General features: G+C 49.3%; 17 protein-coding genes. 15 read left to right on the top strand and 2 right to left on the bottom strand.

Features of this window, described 5'->3' with window-relative positions:
* Nucleotides 1-83 precede the first annotated feature (83 nt).
* From AC1DWB_RS20295 to AC1DWB_RS20270, 6 genes are all read left to right on the top strand, one after another.
* Entirely contained in the window at nucleotides 84-2,450 is a 2,367-nt protein-coding gene (locus AC1DWB_RS20295) for a helix-turn-helix domain-containing protein (protein WP_477542915.1), read from the top strand.
* A 153-nt stretch (nucleotides 2,451-2,603) separates the two neighbouring features.
* Nucleotides 2,604-4,205: a type 2 periplasmic-binding domain-containing protein gene (locus AC1DWB_RS20290; RefSeq protein ID WP_477542914.1), complete on the top strand. Its 1,602-nt coding sequence runs from the start codon at nucleotides 2,604-2,606 to the stop codon at nucleotides 4,203-4,205.
* A 30-nt stretch (nucleotides 4,206-4,235) separates the two neighbouring features.
* The gene (locus tag AC1DWB_RS20285) at nucleotides 4,236-5,180 is read left to right on the top strand and encodes an ABC transporter permease (RefSeq protein WP_477542913.1); all 945 of its coding nucleotides are present in this window, start codon (nucleotides 4,236-4,238) and stop codon (nucleotides 5,178-5,180) included.
* A gap of 13 nt (nucleotides 5,181-5,193) precedes the next feature.
* On the top strand, nucleotides 5,194-6,081 hold the full coding sequence (locus AC1DWB_RS20280; RefSeq protein WP_477542912.1) for a carbohydrate ABC transporter permease: 888 nt from the start codon (nucleotides 5,194-5,196) through the stop codon (nucleotides 6,079-6,081).
* A 66-nt stretch (nucleotides 6,082-6,147) separates the two neighbouring features.
* Entirely contained in the window at nucleotides 6,148-7,239 is a 1,092-nt protein-coding gene (locus AC1DWB_RS20275) for an exo-alpha-sialidase (RefSeq protein ID WP_477542911.1), read from the top strand.
* A gap of 397 nt (nucleotides 7,240-7,636) precedes the next feature.
* On the top strand, nucleotides 7,637-8,068 hold the full coding sequence (locus AC1DWB_RS20270) for a methylglyoxal synthase (protein ID WP_477542910.1): 432 nt from the start codon (nucleotides 7,637-7,639) through the stop codon (nucleotides 8,066-8,068).
* 48 nt (nucleotides 8,069-8,116) lie between these two features.
* On the opposite strand, the gene AC1DWB_RS20265 is transcribed toward AC1DWB_RS20270, so the two are convergent.
* Complete coding sequence (locus tag AC1DWB_RS20265) at nucleotides 8,117-8,917, bottom strand: MBL fold metallo-hydrolase (RefSeq protein ID WP_477542909.1); 801 nt, start codon at nucleotides 8,915-8,917, stop codon at nucleotides 8,117-8,119.
* 2 nt (nucleotides 8,918-8,919) lie between these two features.
* Nucleotides 8,920-9,849 carry a LysR family transcriptional regulator gene (locus tag AC1DWB_RS20260; RefSeq protein WP_477542908.1) on the bottom strand — a complete coding sequence of 310 codons (930 nt, stop codon included), beginning with the start codon at nucleotides 9,847-9,849 and terminating at the stop codon, nucleotides 8,920-8,922.
* A 124-nt stretch (nucleotides 9,850-9,973) separates the two neighbouring features.
* On the opposite strand from AC1DWB_RS20260, the gene leuC reads away from it, so the two are divergent.
* From leuC to AC1DWB_RS20215, 9 genes are all read left to right on the top strand, one after another.
* The gene (gene leuC, locus AC1DWB_RS20255) at nucleotides 9,974-11,395 is read left to right on the top strand and encodes a 3-isopropylmalate dehydratase large subunit (protein ID WP_477542907.1); all 1,422 of its coding nucleotides are present in this window, start codon (nucleotides 9,974-9,976) and stop codon (nucleotides 11,393-11,395) included.
* 27 nt (nucleotides 11,396-11,422) lie between these two features.
* On the top strand, nucleotides 11,423-12,028 hold the full coding sequence (leuD, locus tag AC1DWB_RS20250) for a 3-isopropylmalate dehydratase small subunit (RefSeq protein ID WP_477542906.1): 606 nt from the start codon (nucleotides 11,423-11,425) through the stop codon (nucleotides 12,026-12,028).
* A 126-nt stretch (nucleotides 12,029-12,154) separates the two neighbouring features.
* The gene (locus AC1DWB_RS20245; protein ID WP_477542905.1) at nucleotides 12,155-13,123 is read left to right on the top strand and encodes a Gfo/Idh/MocA family protein; all 969 of its coding nucleotides are present in this window, start codon (nucleotides 12,155-12,157) and stop codon (nucleotides 13,121-13,123) included.
* Nucleotides 13,124-13,357: 234 nt separating this feature from the next.
* Nucleotides 13,358-14,881 carry an N-acetylmuramoyl-L-alanine amidase gene (locus AC1DWB_RS20240; RefSeq protein WP_477542904.1) on the top strand — a complete coding sequence of 508 codons (1,524 nt, stop codon included), beginning with the start codon at nucleotides 13,358-13,360 and terminating at the stop codon, nucleotides 14,879-14,881.
* A 38-nt stretch (nucleotides 14,882-14,919) separates the two neighbouring features.
* On the top strand, nucleotides 14,920-15,465 hold the full coding sequence (locus AC1DWB_RS20235; protein ID WP_477542903.1) for a GerMN domain-containing protein: 546 nt from the start codon (nucleotides 14,920-14,922) through the stop codon (nucleotides 15,463-15,465).
* A gap of 22 nt (nucleotides 15,466-15,487) precedes the next feature.
* Nucleotides 15,488-18,226 (top strand): S-layer homology domain-containing protein, encoded by a 2,739-nt coding sequence (locus AC1DWB_RS20230; RefSeq protein ID WP_477542902.1) that lies wholly within the window; start codon nucleotides 15,488-15,490, stop codon nucleotides 18,224-18,226.
* Nucleotides 18,227-18,375: 149 nt separating this feature from the next.
* Entirely contained in the window at nucleotides 18,376-19,065 is a 690-nt protein-coding gene (nth, locus tag AC1DWB_RS20225) for an endonuclease III (protein ID WP_477542901.1), read from the top strand.
* A 1-nt stretch (nucleotide 19,066) separates the two neighbouring features.
* Nucleotides 19,067-19,339, top strand: coding sequence for an NAD/NADP transhydrogenase alpha subunit (locus AC1DWB_RS20220; protein WP_477542900.1), 273 nt, complete (start codon nucleotides 19,067-19,069; stop codon nucleotides 19,337-19,339).
* 98 nt (nucleotides 19,340-19,437) lie between these two features.
* Nucleotides 19,438-21,107 (top strand): dynamin family protein (locus AC1DWB_RS20215; RefSeq protein WP_477542899.1); only part of this gene is annotated, 1,670 nt, incomplete at its 3' end.

Genomic DNA, 21,107 nt, shown 5'->3' with positions numbered 1-21,107 from the left:
AATACACAGCATTTACAACCAATATAGAAAACGCTTACATATATAGAGTTGATAAACAACACTTTATCCAAGGGGGACTTTACATGCTACATAGGGTGAGGACGTTTACTAGACACAAGCATTTTTTCATGCGTCTCGTTACATTTACACTGCTGATTTGTCTCGTCCCGATCGGCGTTCTTGGTGTTTTCTTCTACCATAACGTGCAAAATACGATGCGTCACGATATTGAGCAGGCCAATGAATTGTATTTGAATCAGACGGTGAATGCTATGGAATTGGTCGTCAAGCAAATCGGCAACGGCTTTCGCCAGTTCGTCACCAACAGCACGTTAACTGATTTCGATATTTTCCCGTTAGGCAACTATTTCGATGAGATTAACGGTTGGCACAAGTCATCGAACAGGGAACAGCTGCTGGACTACATGGCCAGCAAGGCCAAGGTATTGCGCAGCATGAATGATCTGCTGAAGCTGAACGAGTTCATTTGCTCCGTATATTATATCAATCCATCCAGGGGAATCGTTCTTACATCCGGCTATTTGCAATATGAAATTGACAGATTTTATGATTCGGGATGGGACCAAGATTTGAGACCTACCTCGCTCGGCTACCCGCTCATCATGAACGTACGTGGTGCAATGCAGGAAGACGGCGTACTCAAGCGAGTCGTCCCGGTTGTATTCCGGCCGCTGGGTTCGAACTATACTATCGTCATCAATCTGGATGCGGACGCCTTCTATACGAACCTCATCAGCAGGCTTGGTGTCGAGCACGGGACATCGGTTCTGGTGTTTTCCCGCGAAGGAGAGCCGCTGCTCTATGATAATGACGCCTCTAAGGCGGGCGGTATCACATTCGTGCAATCTATCCTTGCCGGGCAGGACGCTGTGGAAATCAGCGGCAACAAATCGCACAAGGTAGTGGCGAACCGGCAGCTCGTCTCTTGGCGAAATTCCGAGGTGCTAGGCTGGGACATCGCTAACGTCACGAACTTACAAACGTTGTACAGCAACGTCTCCAATATTCGCAATCTGTTCTTAACCGTATCTATCCTATTAACTCTCGCGACAGCGATTCTGGTTGTCTTGACTAGTCGCCGCATCTATAGACCAGTCAGTCATTTGCTCCAATTCGTGAAAGACGGCAGTCAAGGAGGAAACATCGGATTGAAAGGCAGGCGGCCACAGGGGGAATTCCGCGTGATTAGCGAGGGGCTTGCGGATGCATACGCGACAGGGAATCGATTGCAGCTTCGTCTGAGGGAAAGCTTGCCCGCCCATCAGGAGAAGTTCGTGAGGTCTCTATTGAAGAAGCATGCAATGAACACGAAAGCGGTCGAAGAACGCTTTGAGTATTTGGGGATCGGCTTAAGGGCAAGTGCTATCGTACCGATCCTGGTATCTGTCGACATCGGAGATCGTGATTGCGGAAGCATCGAGATCGAACAAATCGAACAACTGCTGATCACCGATTCGATTGCCTCATCGATCGATAGCCGGTATACGCATTGGGTGCTTGAGATGGAAGAGGATACGTATCTAGTGTTGCTTAATTGCGCTGAACAGGAGATGTCCGCTGCTTTCTCAGTCGCCGAAGCCATCAAGGCTGCGATCTACGAAAATCACGAAATGAATTGTGCGATCGGTATAGGCACTTCCTGCAAGATGATCGGAGATTTGCCGCAAGCTTACTTCGAGGCGGAAGAAGCGCTGCAATACCAAGGGATGACGGCGGACGGAGAAATTGTATATATCGAAGATGTCAGACTGCATGCTCATGATCCACAACCGTACCCGAAGGAAATGGAGGCGATGCTTATCATCTGCCTGAAGAACGGCGATAAGGACCAAGCGCTTGCGATATTCGCTGAGATGGTGCGGGATATGCGGTCTAAGACAGGTAAGGTCGCTTTCCCTCAGGTGCAGCAAACGTTCCTGTTGTTGCTCGTCAAACTTATTGAAACCGTCCGGGATTTACATCTCGACATGCGGGAGATTGTTTCTGGGGAACGCTCTCAACTATTGGCCGTTTTTTTGCAAAAAGACGATTGGCGTAGCATGACCGCTTGGTTCGAGAGCTTGATTGGCGATACCGCGACGTTCGTCGGCCAAGCTTTCCAAGAGAAGAAAAACACGCATGTCGAGCATGCCAAACGGCTGATCGTAACCGAACCCGTCGGTACGGTTTCGCTTACTTCGATAGCTGACAAACTGAACTTGAATCCGGCCTATCTAAGCCGCATCTTCAAGGAATATACCGGTGTCACATTCACAGATTATATGATTCAAACGCGAGTTAGTCGCAGCAAAGAGCTACTTCTGCAGACGGAACTGAAGGTACAGGATATCAGTGAACAGCTAGGTTATGCCAAGGTGAATCATTTCATCAAGCTTTTTAAAGATATAACGGGCATAACCCCCGGCGAGTTCCGCAAACAGCATTATTGATACCGTGCTTAGCTGATGGCATATTCCGGGATTACGTTTTGATGACATTGTCATCAAATGGCAGGCTCATGTCATGATCCGGGCATATGCGCGTAGTCGGCAATCCCTCTATGATGAAACGGCAAGGCAATTAAACGACAAGGAGTGATTCGTTTGAAGCAGCGCAAGGGGGTAGCTTGGAACAAGGCAGGGAAATGGATCGTATTTGCTTCATTAGCGGCCACGATCCTCAGCGGGTGCAGCGGCGGGAAGGAAGACGCAACAACGAAGGCTAGCAATGCCCCACCCGTCTCGACTGGAGCGAATAACAAACATCTGGACATCTCATGGATCGGTCACAATCAGATCGGTAAAATCAACGACGCGACTAACAACCCGGTAAAAAAGCTCATCGAGGAAAAGTTCAACGTAACGCTCACCATGGTACCGCTTGACGTTCATAACAAAGAACAGGTCAACTTGTATTTCGCCGACGGCAAAACGGCCGATCACATCCGCATCAACGTTGATTCCAATTTTTTGATGGAGCAAGGGTTGGTGCGGGAAGTACCGGAAGATAAATTGCGTAAGTTTATGCCGGACTGGATGAAGAGCATCGAAAGCATGGCGGACCCCAAAATCGTCGCTTCCACGATGAAGTTCAAGGGCAAGCTGTACGCGGTGCCGTTCCTCAACTATGCTGCACTGCAGCCTTGGGTCATGGGCGTTCGCAAGGATTGGATGGATAATGTCGGCATGACCAAACTGCCGGAGACCCTCGAGGAGTACCACGACATGCTGAAGCGATTCACGTTCGACGACCCAGACAAAAACGGCAAGCGGGATACGTACGGCGGACACGGGCTTCAGTTGTACTTGCGAGGTGCGTTCGGTCTCGGGTCGGGCAACGCATTTTACGCGAACAGCAGCGGCAAAGTATTCTCCAGTGTATTGACCGACGAGTACAAGCAATACTTGAAAACGATGCAAGCCTGGTACAAAGAAGGCTTAATCGATCCTGAATCGATTACAGATCAACGGCCACAGCAGCGAGCGAAGTGGGGAGACGGCAAGTTCGGTGTGCTCGCCGATCACCCATGGTGGTATGCCTCGACTACGGCAGGTAATGTGACCAAGATGTTGTTGGACAAAAATCCGAAGGCCAATATCGTATTTATGAAACCGTTTGCTGGACCAACCGGCGACAAGGGAGCGGGAGGCAGTGCCTATCCGGCGATGCAGAGGGGCTTCTTCTTTGGCAGCAAAACAAGCGATGAGAAGATGGAACGTATCATGGCGATCAAAAATTTCATGTCTGCCGACGACAATTTCTACATCCGCTCCTACTTTGGTGAAGATGGTAAAGGCTATACGAGAGACAAAGACGGGGTCATACAAGTTCCGGCGGAGTATTTGTCCATCGACAAAATCACCCAGGAAGGCATTGGCCAATATTTCGCCCTTCGGCCGGACAACTGGGATTTCTTCAAGAAGAACAATGTGGTGAAGATCGATCTGCCTGCGTACGATGTGGCCATGTCTAGTACGAAGAAATACAATGACGTCAACTTCACGATCAACTCCACAAATGAAGCGCTATTGAAAAATGGAACAGCCGTGACAACGGTTGTCACCGAATTCGAAACGAATGCAACCGTCGGCAAACTCGACATCGACAAGGAATGGGAAGCGTACAAGAAAAAATATCTCGATGCCGGCGGCCAAGCCATTCTGGACAATTACCAGAAGCTGTATGACGAGGCGAATAAGAAATAAGGCGAGTTCCCTGAATAGGAGGCTAGCGGTATGAGCGACACGACGGCCGGCTTATCGGCCCCCATGTCCACAAGAACGTCGGGAGGCAGATGGCGAAAATACGGATTTTATTATCTCATGCTGGCTCCGGCGCTCCTCTGTTTTTTAATTTTTAACTATTTTCCGATGTACGGCGTCATCATGGCTTTCAAGAWCTACCGGTTTATCGACGGCATACTCGGCAGTCCGTGGATTGGCATGGACAATTTCAACCAGCTCTTCCATGACTTTTTTTTCTGGCGCATCTTGCGCAACACGCTCGTCATCAGCGGATTGCACATCCTATTCGGCTTTCCCGCTCCAATCTTGCTCGCTTTACTATTTAACGAATTGATAAACGGCAGATTCAAGAAAATCGTACAAACGATTTCCTACTTGCCTCACTTCATGTCGTGGGTGATTTTGTCGGGCATCATGATTGAACTGTTATCTCCTTCAAGGGGGGCACTCAATTTTGTGATTACGTTGTTCGGCGGCAAGGCGATTCATTTTCTGGCCAATCCGGACACATTCGTAGGGGTGCTCGTCGTTAGTCACTTATGGCAAAGTGTAGGCTGGGGAAGTATCATCTATTTGGCCGCGATTGCCGGCATTAACCAGGATCAGTATGAATCGGCGACCATCGATGGGGCGAACCGCTTTCATCAGATAAGATACATCACCATTCCATCGCTGATTCCGGTCATGACCGTGTTGTTCATTCTTAATGTCGGTGGGGTCATGAATGCCGGCTTCGATCAAATTTTCAATCTCTACAACCCGGCCGTCTACAGTGTCGCGGACATTATCGATACTTATGTGTATCGCATTGGTCTGATTGATACCAAGTACGGGTTCTCCACGGCAGTCGGTTTGTTTAAGAACGTGGTTGCCCTTGTTTTGGTCATAGGAACGAACTACATTGTCAAACGCTTCAATGAATACGGAATATGGTGAGGGGGGACGGCTCGTGAATACGCTCAGACGCAGAAGCTTTGCCAGCAAATCATTCGATTATTTCAATTATGGGCTTATGATAGTCCTGTCCCTCCTGTTCCTTTATCCGTTCTGGAACTTGCTGATGTTGTCCTTGACCGCTCCCGCCTACGTCGACAAGCTGGGGTYGCGGCTATGGGCGGAGGGCATGAACATCATGTCCTATAAGCAATTGTTCAGCAGCGATATCATCTACATCGCTTATGGTAATACGATCCTCCGGACCGTCGTCGGGGCAAGCCTTACGGTACTGGTCACAATGTCAGCGGCGTATTCGTTGGCCCGGAAGGATTTGCCGTACCGTAACCTCATAACGTTATTTATTCTGTTTACGATATTTTTCAGCGGTGGTTTGATCCCTACTTATTTGAACATCAAGAATCTGGGCTTGCTCAATTCCATATGGGCGCTCATCTTGCCGACGCTTGCCAATGCGTGGTACATCATTCTGGCGCGCAACTTTCTGATGGGCTTTCCGAAGGAATTAGAGGAATCGGCCCTGATGGATGGAGCGAATCCGATTCAGGTGGCTTTCCGAATTATCTTCCCGCTGTCGATGCCGATCATTGCGGTGATCGCGTTATGGTCGGGAGTAGCCCATTGGAACGCTTGGTTCGATGCGATGATCTATCTGCGGGAGAAAAACGACTTCGTCCTGCAACTGCTCGTGCAAAAAATATTTCAGCAGGACAAAATCGATACGACCAGCGCAGGTACATACATTCAGATTACTTCCGAAGTGACGAACCAATCTGTTAAAGCTGCAACGATCATTGCTGCGGTCACTCCGATCGTCGTCGTGTATCCATTCCTTCAGAAGTATTTCGCTAAGGGCGTGATGATCGGATCCCTCAAAGGTTGATTCGGTCGATGGTTCCACTCGGTTACAAACCGTACAAGATTGTCCATTCAGGGAGGAATATATATTATGGCAGCCGTAAAAACGATAACACATGTTGAAATCTACAAGGATGAGCACTACAACTCATTCCCGACCGTAGTTCCGMTTCATGACGGAACGTTCCGTCTTGGTTTCCGACAGGCACCGGATCGCCGGATTGGTTATGACGGAGCGATAACGCATGTGGATGCCTCCTCGAAGGCAGTCTCGATCGGGTCGACAGACGGCATCGTATGGGAATCGAAACCGATGGTCATATGGGACGATTTTTTCCATGGCGTGCAGGATCCCTGCCTTAATGTGTTGCGAGACGGTTCATTATTTGTCACCTATTTCACCTGGAAGGTGTACGAGAAAGACGATGCTCCTGCGGAATTAAAGGCTGGCACCTGGCACCGTGTCATGGAACGCTGGATCGGACAAATGGCTGGCTGCTACTCGATTCGTTCTGTCGACGGGGGGAAGACATGGGATACTCCAACACTTGTAGGCCTTGGCGACGTGGTGATTCGAGGAAATAGTGTGGAAATGGATGATGGATCCATTCTAGCGCCGTTCTACGAACAAGATGGCGATACCTTTAATGTAGTCGTGGGAAGAACAGAAGATCGCGGACTCACATGGGAACGTCTGGCACTTATTCCGGGCTACGAGGGGCGATATCATTTTCACGAACCGAACTTGTACAAGACGGAAGCAGGCAAATTGGTGCTGTTCATCCGCAGCTCGAAACTGGACAGAGAGCAGGGAGAAAAGCAATCTGCGGCGCCACTGTTCACGTCTGAGTCGGAGGACGATGGACACACTTGGAGTGAGGTCCATATGTGGCCGTTCTACTCGCCGAGTCCATTCAACGCTCTCCGTCTGGCGGACGGACGCGTGTTGTTGAATTACGGCTACCGCTATGAACCATTCGGTATTCGGGCGCTCGTGCTTGACGCAGAATGCACCAATCTCGGCACCGCGACGGAATGCGTAATCCGTGATGACGGTTTGGGAAGCGATATCGGCTATACAAGCGCGGTGCAGCTGGCGGATGGACGTGTTCTAATCACGTATTACTATTATATGGAAGACGAAACGAGATATATCGCCGGATCGTTATGCGAAGTAGAATAGGGTGTACATAGTTGTACCGGTTTCCGCCATTTGGCGTGAAGCCGGTATTTTTCTATATGCGCAAGGGCGAAAATCCTGTACTTTTGCACTTTTGCAGCTTTCCAGTATTAGTAGATGCCACTTGGAAGACGCAGCGCCTAGATAGAGAAAGGAACAAGAGAAAGAAGATAGAGGGAGTAATATGTGATGTATGTAAGATAACTTTACACCAAAAAGAACTAATCGAAAGAAAATGCGAAGATTTTTAATGAAAATTTGATATATAGCACTTTTATGTCAGAAAATATAACGCAAATGTATTGATTAGTGGTGTTTTCGCGTATATAATTAGTTTTATAAATAGGTCGATGTTAACAAATCGAACATAAAATCAGATTATTTGGAGGGAGCGGTCATCATGAATGTTGCATTAATCGCCCACGATGTCAAGAAAGAGGAAATGGTCAACTTCGTCATCGCATACAAGGGAGTCCTCGAGAAGCATACGGTGTTCGCTACAGGTTCAACCGGCACGAAACTGACAGAGGATGCTGGGCTTCATGTGTTTCGTATGAAATCAGGCCCATTGGGTGGCGATCAACAGATTGGAGCGCTTGTGGCTCAGAACGAGATTGATCTGGTCATTTTCCTCCGCGACCCGCTTATCGCACTCGCTCATGAACCGGATGTGACTGCATTACTTAGGCTTTGTGACGTTCAATGTGTACCCGTAGCAACCAACATTGCTACCGCCGAAATGCTTGTGATGGCACTAGATCGCGGAGATTTCGCCTGGAGGGAAATCATCCACAGATATAAGTCCTACAAACGCAACGGGACAGAAGGATAATGTTAACGAAATGATACAGAGAATGAAACTTTGCGCTTGATCTAGTCTCTACGAACCATTTGCATTTCTGGTGCTTCTTGTTAATGCGACCTTAAGTCCATGATGCGCGAGCGTGACGTTATTCGGCAATGGATATGATTCGTTCCGATCAACTCCATGCGATAAATGAGTGAAATAGACGTGAACCGGTAACAATTCCTCCATTAACTGGATCGCTTCACACATATCATAGACAGAACGCGAACTCCGTTCAGCATCCTCTTTGTAATAATTTGTTCCCAATACAAGCAGATCAAGCCGCTTCAGCGGCTCTTTTTGTTGGGCGGTTAAGGAGATGGCATCTGAACAATAAGCCCAGCGGAAGTTCGGTTTCTCGAATATGTACGCATAGGAGAGTCCGTTTCTTCCATGGCATACTTGTGTTGGGTGAATAGTCCATTCCCCGAACGTGCAGCCTTCGTCATTGGTGACGAACCGAAGATGGCGCTCCAACCACGGGTATTGCTTGCGGATCGTTTCGAATACGTCTGCAGGTGCATAGACTGTACCTTTTTGCCGGGTCCAGCGGCAGGCATCCGCCCATTCCGGAAGTCCTGCGATATGATCGTGATGCGCATGAGTGATCAATGCATGGTCCAAGCTCCGCATGTTGAATATGCGCATCTGGTCGAGCCAGTCCGGTCCGCAGTCAATCATCAGCTTACCGCCGTTGATGCTGTCCAACAGGGCAGAGGAGCGGAATCGTCTGTTCACTCCTGTAGCCCGTGCTTCCGTACATACATGGCAATCGCAGTATACCCGAGGTACGCCCATTGAATCACCAGTGCCCAGAAAAGTTAACGTGTGCATTTCTAAGATCTCACCTTTGTTGGATTGTAGGATTCTGAAGCGTGCTTTTGCAGCACATCTTTCATTGTATGAATAAAGGCATCGGCTGCCTTGGACAAGTACCTGCCCTTGCGATGCGAAATGACAAGTGTTCTAGTAGGATTTCCGGTTAATTGGGCATAAGCAGGGGTGATTTGACTCCAGTGACCGCGTGCTATCATAGCAGGGATGAAGGCGATGCCCATACCAGCGGCTACAAGAGATTGGACAGTCTCAATATTGCTGCTCTCAAAGACGATCCGAGGTGTGAACCCGGCTTGTCCGCACAGATTTAACGTGATTTGACGAAAGCCCTGCCCTTTCTTCAAGGTGATGAATGGCTCATGTTCCAGCTGTCGTATGTCCACTTCCGCATCGTTTCGATCTGCAAGCGGGTGCTGAGGCGGAATGGCCAGCCATATTTGCTCCTCGATCAGTGTCTGGTAAGACAGGGCTTCCTCTTGCAGGGGCAGCGACAATAAGGAGAGATCCGTCTGTCCGTTTGCTGTCAATTGCTCCAGGCGGGAAGAGCTGTCTTCGACCAGAACGATCTCGATTTCCGGAAAACGCAGTTGAAATTCTGGTAATACGAGCGGCAATATGTGGGCGCCCGTAATAGGAAGACTGCCAATGGTAAGACGACCTTTCCGCGTGTGCGAAATATCGTCCATCTCCTGCTTAATCTGTTCCATCATATCTATCACTTTCTGGGCCTTCTCTATGAAGAGTGCCCCAGCATGCGTCAGCTCGACTGCGTTCGTGTTGCGGTAGAACAGCAGGACGCCGATTTCTTTTTCTAGCTTCGACAATTGCTGACTGAGTGAAGGTTGTGCGATGTGCAGTTTCTCGGCGGCACGCGAGAAGTTTTTGTCTGCTGCGATCTGGATGGCATATTGTAACTGACGCAATTCCATGGTTAGCACTCCTTTTATACCGGCGCATTATAGGCAATACCTATGACACTTATAGATATTATATAGTGGATCAATTAAAGGGTAAAGTGTTATGATCAATTCAAAGAACGGACGAGGTGAGAACATGGCAAAGAAAACGATGTTTGAGAAAATTTGGGAAAATCATGTGATTCAAGAAGAAACAGGCAAGCCGAGCATTTTGTACATTGATCTTCATTTGGTACACGAGGTAACTTCTCCACAAGCGTTTGAAGGACTTCGTCTGACTGGCCGCAAGGTGCGCCGTCCAGAGCTTACGTTCGCTACGATGGACCACAACGTGCCAACGAAAGACCGCTTCAACATTAAGGACCCGATCTCCAAGCAGCAGATTGACACATTGTCGCAAAACTGTAAAGACTTCGGCGTTATGCTATTCGACCTGGATCATGTGGATCAAGGCGTTGTGCACGTTATGGGCCCAGAAGTGGGCTTGACGCACCCAGGCAAAACGATCGTCTGCGGCGACAGCCATACTTCGACTCATGGTGCGTTCGGCGCGTTAGCGTTCGGGATCGGTACGAGTGAAGTGGAACATGTGCTCGCGACCCAATGCTTGCAGCAGTCTAAGGCCAAGACGCTAGAAGTTCGAGTACTGGGTGGCTTGAAACCAGGGATCACTGCAAAAGACTTGATTCTCGGTATCATTGGCAAATACGGTACAGACTTCGCTACCGGTTACGTTATTGAGTATACCGGTCAAGCGATCCGCGATCTAACGATGGAAGAGCGCATGACAGTATGCAACATGTCCATCGAAGGCGGAGCTAGAGCTGGCTTGATTGCTCCGGATGAGACTACTTTCGAATACTTGCGCGGACGTGATTATGTACCGCAAGGCGAGGCGTTCGATCGTGCTGTAGACGAGTGGAAGAAGCTTGTAACAGACGATGGAGCTGCGTACGACTGGGTTGTCGAATTCGATGCCGATTCCCTTATTCCTCAGGTTACATGGGGAACTAGTCCTGGCATGGGAACAGACGTAACGGCTAAGGTGCCGGTACCAAGCGAGTTCCCGACTGAGAACGAACGCAAGGCCGCTGAGAAAGCGGTAGAATATATGGGCTTGATTCCTGGGACTCCTATGACGGAGTTGAAAGTGGATCGTGTGTTTATCGGCTCTTGCACGAACGGCCGGATCGAAGATTTGCGTGCGGCCGCAGCAGTAGCTAAAGGTTACAAAGTATCTTCTCATGTGAATGCGATTGTCGTTCCGGGTTCCGGACGAGTGAAGCTTCAGGCTGAGAAGGAAGGTCTGGACGTTATATTCTCCGAAGCTGGATTCGAATGGCGTGATGCAGGTTGCAGTATGTGTCTTGCGATGAACCCAGACGTTCTGAGCCCAGGCGAGCGTTGCGCTTCAACATCGAACCGGAACTTCGAAGGCCGTCAAGGCCGCGGCGGTCGTACGCACCTGGTGTCCCCGGCGATGGCTGCTGCCGCAGCGATCGAAGGTCGTTTCGTCGATGTACGTGACTGGAAATTCAAAGTAGAAGCCGGCGTGTAAACGAACGGTCGAGAGGAGAACGTAAACGTGGAAGCATTCAAGAAACATACTGGCATCGTCGGTCCGGTTGACCGTGTGAACGTGGATACAGACGCCATCATTCCTAAGCAATTTCTGAAGCGGATTGAACGGACGGGCTTCGGCCAGTTCTTGTTCTTCGAATGGAGATTCGATGAGCAAGGCAACGTCAATCCTAACTTTGAACTGAATAAGCCGCGCTATCAAGGCGCTTCCGTGCTCATTTCCCGTGTTAACTTCGGGTGTGGCTCGTCACGTGAGCATGCTCCGTGGGCGATTCAGGATTACGGCTTCCAAGTGGTGATCGCCCCTTCGTTTGCCGACATTTTCTACAACAACTGCTTCAAGAATGGTATTCTTCCAATCAAGCTTTCCGAAGAGCAAGTGGAAGATTTGTTCCAACGCACAGCTGCTAATGAGGGCTACAAGCTTTCTGTTGATCTGGAAGAGAAAAAGCTTACAGATGGACTGGGGCTCGTAATCTCGTTCGACTTGGACGAACACCGCCGTCAATTCCTCCTTCAAGGTTTGGACGATATTGGTCTAACCCTGAAACATGAGGATGCCATATCCGCTTATGAAGCGAAACAAAAGGAACGGCTTGTCCTTCGATAAGAAATCTCCCGGGTTGAACATGACGCTTGCGTGCTTATGCCGCAAGCGTTATTTTTATAAGATCAGCCTATAGCGTTACCTGCAAGTGTGGGTGGTATGCGAATGATGTGAAGGGAGTGGCTGCGGATGGATAAAGTAAGATGGGGCATCATTGGATGCGGCAATGTAACGGAGGTTAAGAGCGGACCAGGGTTTCAACGTGCCAACCAGTCCGAGCTTGTAGCGGTAATGCGCCGCAATAGTGAGTTAGTCGAGGATTACGCCAGACGCCATCAAGTGTCGAGATGGTATGATCAGGCGGCAGATCTAATCGCCGATCCGGAGGTTGATGCCATCTACATCGCTACACCACCGGATAGCCATATGTCGTATGTGTTAGCGGCAGCTGCCGCAGGAAAGCCTGTATATGTAGAGAAGCCAATGGCGTTGAACTTTGCGGAGTGCGAGCAGATGATCACAGCGTGCCAAGTGGCTGAGGTACCCTTATTCGTGGCGTACTATAGACGGGCATTACCCCGGTTTTTGCACATCAAGCAGTTAATCGAACAAGGTGAGATCGGGCACGTTCGCTATGTGCACACGACGCAGACGAAGCGGCTGACCGAGAGCGGGGAACAGCTTCCTTGGCGGCTGAATCCGAGTATTTCCGGAGGAGGGTATTTCTTCGATCTGGCGAGCCATACCCTGGACGTATTGGATTTTCTATTGGGACCTATTCGTTATGCTTCTGGTCGTGCGGGTAATCTTGGAGGAGCATACGTTGCCGAAGATACCGTCTCGGCCGCTTATGAATTCGAGACTGGGGTGCAAGGGACGGGGACGTGGTGTTTCTGTGGCTATGAGAACAAGGACGTCAATGAAATAGTCGGCTCAACAGGCAAATTGACATTCTCGACGTTCGGACATGAGCCCGTACTCCTGACGACTGTGCACAACACCGTATCTTTCCATTTCGATCCGCCACAGCATATTCAGCAGCCGCTTATCCAAACGATCGTCGATGATTTGCTCGGGCTTGGCCGATGTGCCAGTACTGGATTAACGGCTGCACGGACGAGCCGAGTCATGGGCCAAATCGTTGCAAATCATCGATAATCGCCCTGAGATGAGCTTATATGTTACAAAGTGACTCTATCTTTTCGAATTTCCGAAAATGATAGAGTTTTTTGTTAGATTTCGCAACTTTCACCCATAATATGGCGTCTAATGGATTGTCTGCTTTGCACAGATAGTGTCTTTTGGCAGCGGAATTTGATAGAATATAGTGGATGCTGCCAGTTAGACCTCGCAGGGTGCAGGCAAAAATCGATAGATTGCTAGAGGTGAACGATGAAGTACTGGAAAGCGTTACTGCCGCTCTTGCTGTTCATGTTGGCTGTCCTGCTCATCCCCGTACAGACAGAGGCCGCACCTGCCGCTGTTCAATTAGTTTTGAACGGGAAGAAGCTAAACCCGGAAGTCGCACCGAAAATTGTAAATGATAGTGCAATTGTGCCGCTGCGAATTATTTTGGAGGAAGTAGGGGCACAAGTAAGCTGGTTACCTGAAGGACAGCGAATTAAAGTGGAACACGGGAAGACGGCCATTGAGCTGCAGATCGGCAATACTGTTGTCAGTTTGAATGGCGTGTCGATGAAATTGGACGCTCCGCCGGAGAATGTGAACGGAAATACGATTGTACCGGTTCGCTTCTTTTCCGAATCGTTCGGGCTCAAGGTTAGCTATGACGATGCAACAAGAACAGTATCGCTCAACAAGCAACAAGATGAATCGACCACAACAGGTACAGGAGCCTCAGACAATGGCGCGGGCGGTAACTCTAATGGATCCAAGCCGGGTACTGGAACACCGACAGGAACTGGTAAGCCTGATCCGTCGGGAACGGATGGGAAAGGTTCATCCGGGAGTGGCGAAGCTTCGTCTAGTGGAGCGGGAAGCTCAGGCAAGGATAAGCCGACTGGTTCGGTCGATAAGGACCCTACTAATGTAACGCTATCCAAGTTAGAGCTTGTCGGAGACGAGGTGATTATCCAGACTACGGGGAGTGTATCTCCCAAGATGTTGGTCCTGTCTGGACCGGATCGGATTGCGATTGATTTGCCCGGTGTTACGCTTGCTGGTTCTCCGCTTGCCGCTATTTCCCCTAAGGGTGGAGAGTTCGCAGTCAAGCATCCGAAGATTACCAAAATTCGTTACGCGCAAAATAATGACAAGCCCATGGTAACGAGAATCGTAGTGGATTTAAGCCAGAAATCCGATTACAAGCTTACGGAAGACAAGGCGACGAATACGATACGGATTCAGCCGATCACCAAACAGTTAAAAGTGGTCATCGATGCAGGACATGGTGGAACGGACCCGGGAACGAAATCGCTCAATGCACGACTCGAGAAAGATTTTAACCTGGCGATGGAGGCCAAGGTAATCGCACTCTTGAAGAAGATACCAGATATCGAAGTGATTGAAACTCGCACGGATGACACATACCCAACCCTGCAGGATAGAGTAGATTTAGCTAACAGGCTTAACGCAAGCTTATTTGTTTCGATCCATGGGAATTTTTTCGAGAATGCTGCGGTTAGTGGTATAGAAACCTATTACAATCGACCTGATAGTATTACGTTCGCCAATCTAATTCACAGTAAGTTAGTTGCCGCTAGTGGACTTCCTGACCGTCGTGTTAGAAATGGCAACCTGAAAGTAATTCGGGAGACGACAATGCCTGCGGTATTGCTCGAATTAGGATACCTGTCGAATAAAAATGATGAAGCGCAAATGTTCTCGAACGAATTCCAAGAGCGCACTGCTGCCGCAATTGTGGCGTCGATCAAGGAATATTTAATCAGCTCGTGAACAGGAGTATTTCAAAAAAGTTTTTAGGAGTGAAGCTGATGTTTAAGCCTACGATTCGAAGGACCGCGATTCCTGCACTGTTGCTGCTAGCCATTAGCGCAACGGGATGCGGTTCCAAACCGACACCTGCCAAAGTTCCAGCGGCGCCTGCTGCGACTCCCGCAGCTACGCAACCGGTACAGCCGGCTTCCACATCCAAGGAAACCAAGATCAAAACCTACTATGCTGACACCGAGTTATCGAAGCTGGTTGAGAAGGAAAGTTCGATTACTTATGATGCCGATTCGGACAAATACAAGAAGACACTCCAGAAGCTGAAAACTGTACCGGATGCATCGGTTATACCTTTATTTAATGCCATTACGATTCAATCGGCAGAGCTTCAATCCGGACTACTAACGGTTAATATGACGATTTCAGATCAAGGTAGACTCGGGGCGCCGGGTGAGGCTTTACTGCTGGATGCGTTCAAGAAGGCGATCTTTCAATTCAGCGAAGTGACGACAATCGAACTGCTTGTTGACGGGAAGAAGACGGAATCGTTAATGGGCCATATGGATGTCCCGCATCCGATCAAACGATAATCTTGTAAGAGGAGAGCACGGAATGACCAATATGAATCGCAAAATGAAACAGATTGTGACCGGATCTATTATTTCAACGATGGTACTTGCCTCAACCGCTTACGCGGAGACGGCACCCACAACCGGTAGCGGGGGATCTACAACTTCTGTAACGAATGGCCAGAAGACACCTTCCAACATCAAGCTATCCTTTCCCGACGTGGCTACGTCGCACTGGGCTTCCAAGCATATTCTTAAGTTGGCCGCATTAAGTGTCGTTCAAGGGGAAGACACCGGGTATAAGCCGGAGAATGAGGTCAGCCAACAAGACGTGCTCATTATGGCGATTCGCATGATGGGACTGGAATCAGAGGCGTTGAACAACAAGGCCACGATTACGCTTCCGTTCGCTGAAGTGCGCGAAGATGCGAAGCCTTATATCGCATTGGCTATTGAGAAAGGCTTGATCGCGATGAATGAAGAGACGTCGTCGTTAACCAAGTGGGGAAGCCGCAGTGCATCCCGTGAATGGGTAGCGAAGATGATTATCCGTGCGATCGGCAAGCAAGATCTGGCGACGTCTTCAACTGGACCAAGCTCTTTCGCAGACTCTTCCAAAATATCATCTAATGTAGTGGGCTATATTAACGCAGCCGTCTCCCTCAAGCTGGTGAACGGGTTCGAAGACAACACGTTTCGTCCAACCGGAAGTGTTACACGCGCCCAAATGGCGACGTTCTTGAGCCGTGCGGAGCCATATATGGAGCAGCGTTCCGTGAAAGGCTACACAGGATTCATTACGCAAAACGACGGCAATCAATGGACGCTACAAGACAAAGACGGTAAAACGAGACAAATTCAGATGTATCCGACTGCTTCGGTATTCAGTCCTGGAGATGACGCGCGTCGATTGTCGGCTGGTGATGTGAAGCTGTATTCGGAAGTGTATGTGGTCGTGGATAATAATGTCGGGTACTATGCCGATGTATTGAACGATCAGCCTCAGCTGATGACGATTACAGGCACGTTAGTATCGGTAGATATGAATGCACTAACCGCTACCGTATTGGTTGATGGGATGGAGAGTACATATTCGCTTGCCTCCAATGTTAGCATCCTGGATAAAAACGGCGGAGGCGTTAGCCTCGGGAGCCTGCTGCAAGATTCCATACTTGAACTAAAGAAGAACGCACTTATTCCATCATCCAAAATATCTCAAATTCTTGTGAAGCAAGTGCCGGTGAACAAGACCGTTAACGGGACATTCGTGTCTCTCGATCTGCAAGCACAAGAGATTAAGGTGAAAGAAGCTGTGACAGGTCTGGAAGAGACTTATCCGGTATCCGCTCTAACCACGATTAAGCTTGGCGATAAGCCGTTCGATCCTGCTGAGTTGTATGCAGGAGATACGATTCGAATTGAAGTGAAGAACAGCAAGGCGAACGCGGTTACTGTAGTTAAACAACTCGTGGAATTACGCGATCAAGGGAAGATTAAGCTGATTAATCTGGATCAGATGATCATCAACCTGCAGAAGACAGGCGGTACCGGGTTGTCGGCCTATTCGTTGTCAAGCAACACGAAAGTCGTCATCAATGCGAACCCATACGCTACTGTTAAGGATCTGAATGTGGGCGATGATGTGAAGGTCGAGATTAACGGAAACGTGGTCGATAGGATTACGGTTACCAGTAGCACCGTGCAAAACTATTCCATGGCTACGATCGTCAGCTATGAACCAACGGAGAAGCTATTGACCGTTAAGGACGAGTTAGGGAAATTCGCGGTATATCTAATTTCGTCTAAGGTCAAGATGACCTATGACAATCTGGATGTAACAATGGATAATTTCGCTACGATGTTTGTAAAAGGTAAGAAAGTCAACATGACCGTATCGGACAACAATCTCACTTCTATTCAAATTACATCACGTCTCGAGGGAACGGTTGCCCAGATCAATACGGTTTCCGGAGAGCTCACGCTCAGAACGCCGAACAACTTGATCTACACATACAAGTACATGAATCCGTATGTAGAAATCATGGGTAAAGGAACTTCAAGCACGATTGCCGATGTGAAGCCAGGAGATTCCGTGCGGGTTGGGTTCAATGCCACGCAGGATCAGATCGCGCAAATCCAGGTACGCTCAGCGGTTATCATGCAGACCGTGTCCAAAGACTATGCCAATCAGAAGATTACGGTCCGGGAATCTGATGCTGCTCCAGTGGAATATTATTTGAACTCGATTCCGATTGTCCGCAATGGACAGATCGCGATTACGGTTGCAGACATTCCGCTGGATGAGTGGGTAGAGTTCAACTTTATTGGCCGTACGTTAGAGTCAATCCGCTTGCTGGATCCGACTCGTGGTAAAGTAACAGCTGTGGACACTGCTCAGGGGAAAGTCACAGTAGTAGACTTCTCCAATACTACTCGTGTAATTGAAGTCGGTAGCAACTTCACTGTTAAGAGTGGTTCTGGGATCTATACGACGCTGGATTCACTGAAGGTGAATGATCGAGTTCAACTCGTTACAGACTCCAAGGGAAAAACGACGATTGCTGTTTTGTCGGGGCAAACCAAAGTCGTGTCCGCCTACAATTCGACAACGAAGGAATTATCATTCAAACGCAGTACGTTAACCGAGCCTTATATTTTCGTCTTGCATGATAATGCTTATGTGCATCAAGGCACAACGGCGTTAAGTCCAAGCTTCCTGCTGGACAATGATACCGTTCAGGTATATTTCTTGGGCGAAAAAATCGTAGAGGTTTCCAAATAAAAGCTCGCTTTTGCATCTAACGTTGGCATGCATTCAGCATGCCGACGTTTTTTTTCGCAAAAATGTCGAAATTTATCGGGATTTGTACTTGAACCGCTCGTCTACTTCCTTTAAACTTTATCACAGTGAGAAAAGAGGGGATTCCATCGATGACCGCCAAGAAAGTACGTCATATTCTGGATACGGTGACCAGTATGTTCCCGCAAGCCCATTGCGAGCTCCATCACTCGAATCCCTTCGAATTGACGATAGCGGTGTTGCTCTCTGCTCAGTGCACAGACGAAACGGTAAACAAAGTGACCGCTTCTTTATTTCAAAAGTATAAATCTCCAGCCGATTATGTCTCGGTTCCGTTGGAAGAGCTGGAACAGGATATTCGCCGGATCGGGTTGTTCCGCAACAAGGCGAAGAACATCCAGAACCTGTGCTTGATTCTGATCGATCGCTACGATAGTCAAATTCCAGAACGGTATGAACAGCTTGTGGAGCTGCCTGGGGTAGGTCGTAAGACGGCTAATGTAGTCATGTCCAATGCCTTCGGTGTGCCTGCGATCGCCGTGGACACTCATGTGGATCGTGTCTCGAAACGACTTGGACTTGCAGATCCGGATGACTCGGTACTTCAAGTGGAACTGAAGCTGATGAAGAAAGTGCCTCGGGAGGAATGGACACAAACCCACCACCGTTTAATTTTCTTCGGAAGGTATCATTGCAAGGCTCAAAACCCTCAATGTGAGGAATGTCCGCTACAAGATGTTTGTTTAGAGGGCAAGAGACGTATGAAAACGACGAAAAAAGGAAATCTAAGGAATGAGAACGAGAGAGAAAGGAAGGATTAACATGAAATGTATTGCAGTATATACGAATGATTTTGAAGTATTCTCCGATATATTCGAGAAAGTCATCAACACACCGCTTGGGGTAGATGAAGAGGCGGAAGTGGAGGGCGTAACGATATTCGAGTCTGGGGACGTACCGGAAAATTACTTGGACCGGATGAGAACGAAACCTGATGTAGTGGTGATGAAGCACCGCGACCGTAACATCACGATTTTGCAGCATGGCGAAGTGTTCGAAATTTTTATACCTGAAAATGAAAGTGTGGTACACTAGAAACCGGAGAAATTCGGTTTTTTTCTTTGTTTACTAACAGGGAACCATCATCGAAGGCAATCTTCCCTTTCGGGGATTGCATATGGGGAGAATGAATCATGAATGCATTGCATCACTTCCGGGAGACAGCCGCTGCCGAGGCGGTCTCGGCCATTAAACAACGAATGGTACAGGAAGGAGATTACACGAATGCCGGGAAGATGGCGGAACTGGCGGAGTTAGCCGGAGATCCATTATTAAGGATCGCGTTCTGCGGACATTTCTCGGCTGGCAAATCAAGCTTGATTAACAAGCTGTGCGGACACCCGCTGCTTCCTTCCAGTCCGATTCCGACTAGTGCGAATGTGGTGACGATCCGCAGCGGGCAGCCAGGTGCTACTGTAGTTCCGGTTGTAAGCCATGCTGGATGGAGTACGGTCGATAGTACAGACGGAAATGTCAAGTTGGCGGTTGAGTCGCTAGAGTCGGTTGAAGTGCCCTTAGAGTCCTTGGACGAGTATTGCCGTAATGGAAATGAAATTGCTTCTATCGAAATTCGTTACCCGATTCCGCTGTTAGACGGCAAAGCAGCCCTGCTTGATACACCTGGTATCGATTCGACGGATTCGGCACATATGATGGCGACTGAATCTGCGCTTCACTTGGCGGATGTCGTGTTCTATGTGATGGACTACAATCACGTGCAGTCGGAAGTGAACTTCGCCTTCTGCAAGCGGCTTAAGGAATGGGGCAAGCCGCTTTATCTAATCGTCAATCAGATCGATAAGCATCGTGAACAGGAATTGACATTCGAAACGTATCGCGAAAGTGTCCGTCAAGCGTTCAACAATTGGCATATCGAGCCGGACGGGATCTTGTATACGTCCGTTAAGGTGGCTGACCACCCGCTGAACGAGTGGAGTAAGCTGGAACGCGTCGTCACGGAATTAACGGGCTTATCCGATATGCTGCGGACGCGGAGTGTTGTTCAATCTGCACGGCATCTGACTGGAGAGCATACGACTTGGATCCAGGAGCGCAGTGAACCGGAGAAAAACGAAGCTCGTGCTGCCGTGGATGAGGATGAACTGCCTGAGTTACTCGCTCAGGTGACAGAACTGGATATGGGACTAGTGTCGACTCGTCAGCTAATGGATGCTTACGTACCGCAGTTGAAGAAGGACATTATACAATTGCTGGACAATGCTACGATTACACCTGCTGGTACGCGGGATTTGGCTCATCATTATTTAGAGAGTCGGAAGCCAGGGTTCAAGGTCGGCTTTTTCTCACGTGCGGCTGCAACGGCGAAGGAAATCGAACAAAGACTGGAAGCATTCGCTACTGATTTCTCGGCACAGGTACAGTCGCATGTAATCTGGCATTTGCGGCAAATGCTGATCCGCGAATCGGAGCAGGCCGCAGGAGAACTATTTACTGCCGCTGACATCGATGCGCGGTTCGAGCGGGTAGCTCACGATGTGGGAGCCGAATGGCTCGCCGCTCAGGTGCAGAGTGGAGCCACGACTAGCGGCGAGTACACGCTCAATTATACGCGTCAGCTCGCTGCAGACGCGAAGATGCTCTTCCGGCGCGAGGCGTTCGCGCTCGCCGAAGAGCTCGGCGAGCGCGCAGCCGCCATCGCGCGCGAGAGCGCTGCTGCGCTGACGGCGCGCCTGACCGCGCTCGAAGCGCGGCTAGGCGCGTACCGCCGCCTGCAGGCGCTCGAGGCGCGCGAGGCCGCGTACGCGGCAGCGCTGGCGGCGCTGCTGCCCGCGGCCGCCGCAGG

The sequence above is a fragment of the Paenibacillus sp. P4_E11 genome (assembly GCF_056401635.1).
This window is presented reverse-complemented; position numbering and strand designations above follow the sequence as displayed.

What these genes read in the sequence shown, in the direction of transcription:
- AC1DWB_RS20295 (WP_477542915.1), top strand. Translation starts at nt 84, where the DNA reads ATGCTACATAGGGTGAGGACGTTTACTAGACACAAGCATTTTTTCATG.
- AC1DWB_RS20235 (WP_477542903.1), top strand. Translation starts at nt 14,920, where the DNA reads ATGTTTAAGCCTACGATTCGAAGGACCGCGATTCCTGCACTGTTGCTG.
- AC1DWB_RS20220 (WP_477542900.1), top strand. Translation starts at nt 19,067, where the DNA reads ATGAAATGTATTGCAGTATATACGAATGATTTTGAAGTATTCTCCGAT.
- nth (WP_477542901.1), top strand. Translation starts at nt 18,376, where the DNA reads ATGACCGCCAAGAAAGTACGTCATATTCTGGATACGGTGACCAGTATG.
- AC1DWB_RS20260 (WP_477542908.1), bottom strand. Translation starts at nt 9,849, where the DNA reads ATGGAATTGCGTCAGTTACAATATGCCATCCAGATCGCAGCAGACAAA.
- AC1DWB_RS20270 (WP_477542910.1), top strand. Translation starts at nt 7,637, where the DNA reads ATGAATGTTGCATTAATCGCCCACGATGTCAAGAAAGAGGAAATGGTC.
- AC1DWB_RS20245 (WP_477542905.1), top strand. Translation starts at nt 12,155, where the DNA reads ATGGATAAAGTAAGATGGGGCATCATTGGATGCGGCAATGTAACGGAG.
- AC1DWB_RS20265 (WP_477542909.1), bottom strand. Translation starts at nt 8,917, where the DNA reads ATGCACACGTTAACTTTTCTGGGCACTGGTGATTCAATGGGCGTACCT.
- AC1DWB_RS20240 (WP_477542904.1), top strand. Translation starts at nt 13,358, where the DNA reads ATGAAGTACTGGAAAGCGTTACTGCCGCTCTTGCTGTTCATGTTGGCT.
- leuC (WP_477542907.1), top strand. Translation starts at nt 9,974, where the DNA reads ATGGCAAAGAAAACGATGTTTGAGAAAATTTGGGAAAATCATGTGATT.
- AC1DWB_RS20230 (WP_477542902.1), top strand. Translation starts at nt 15,488, where the DNA reads ATGACCAATATGAATCGCAAAATGAAACAGATTGTGACCGGATCTATT.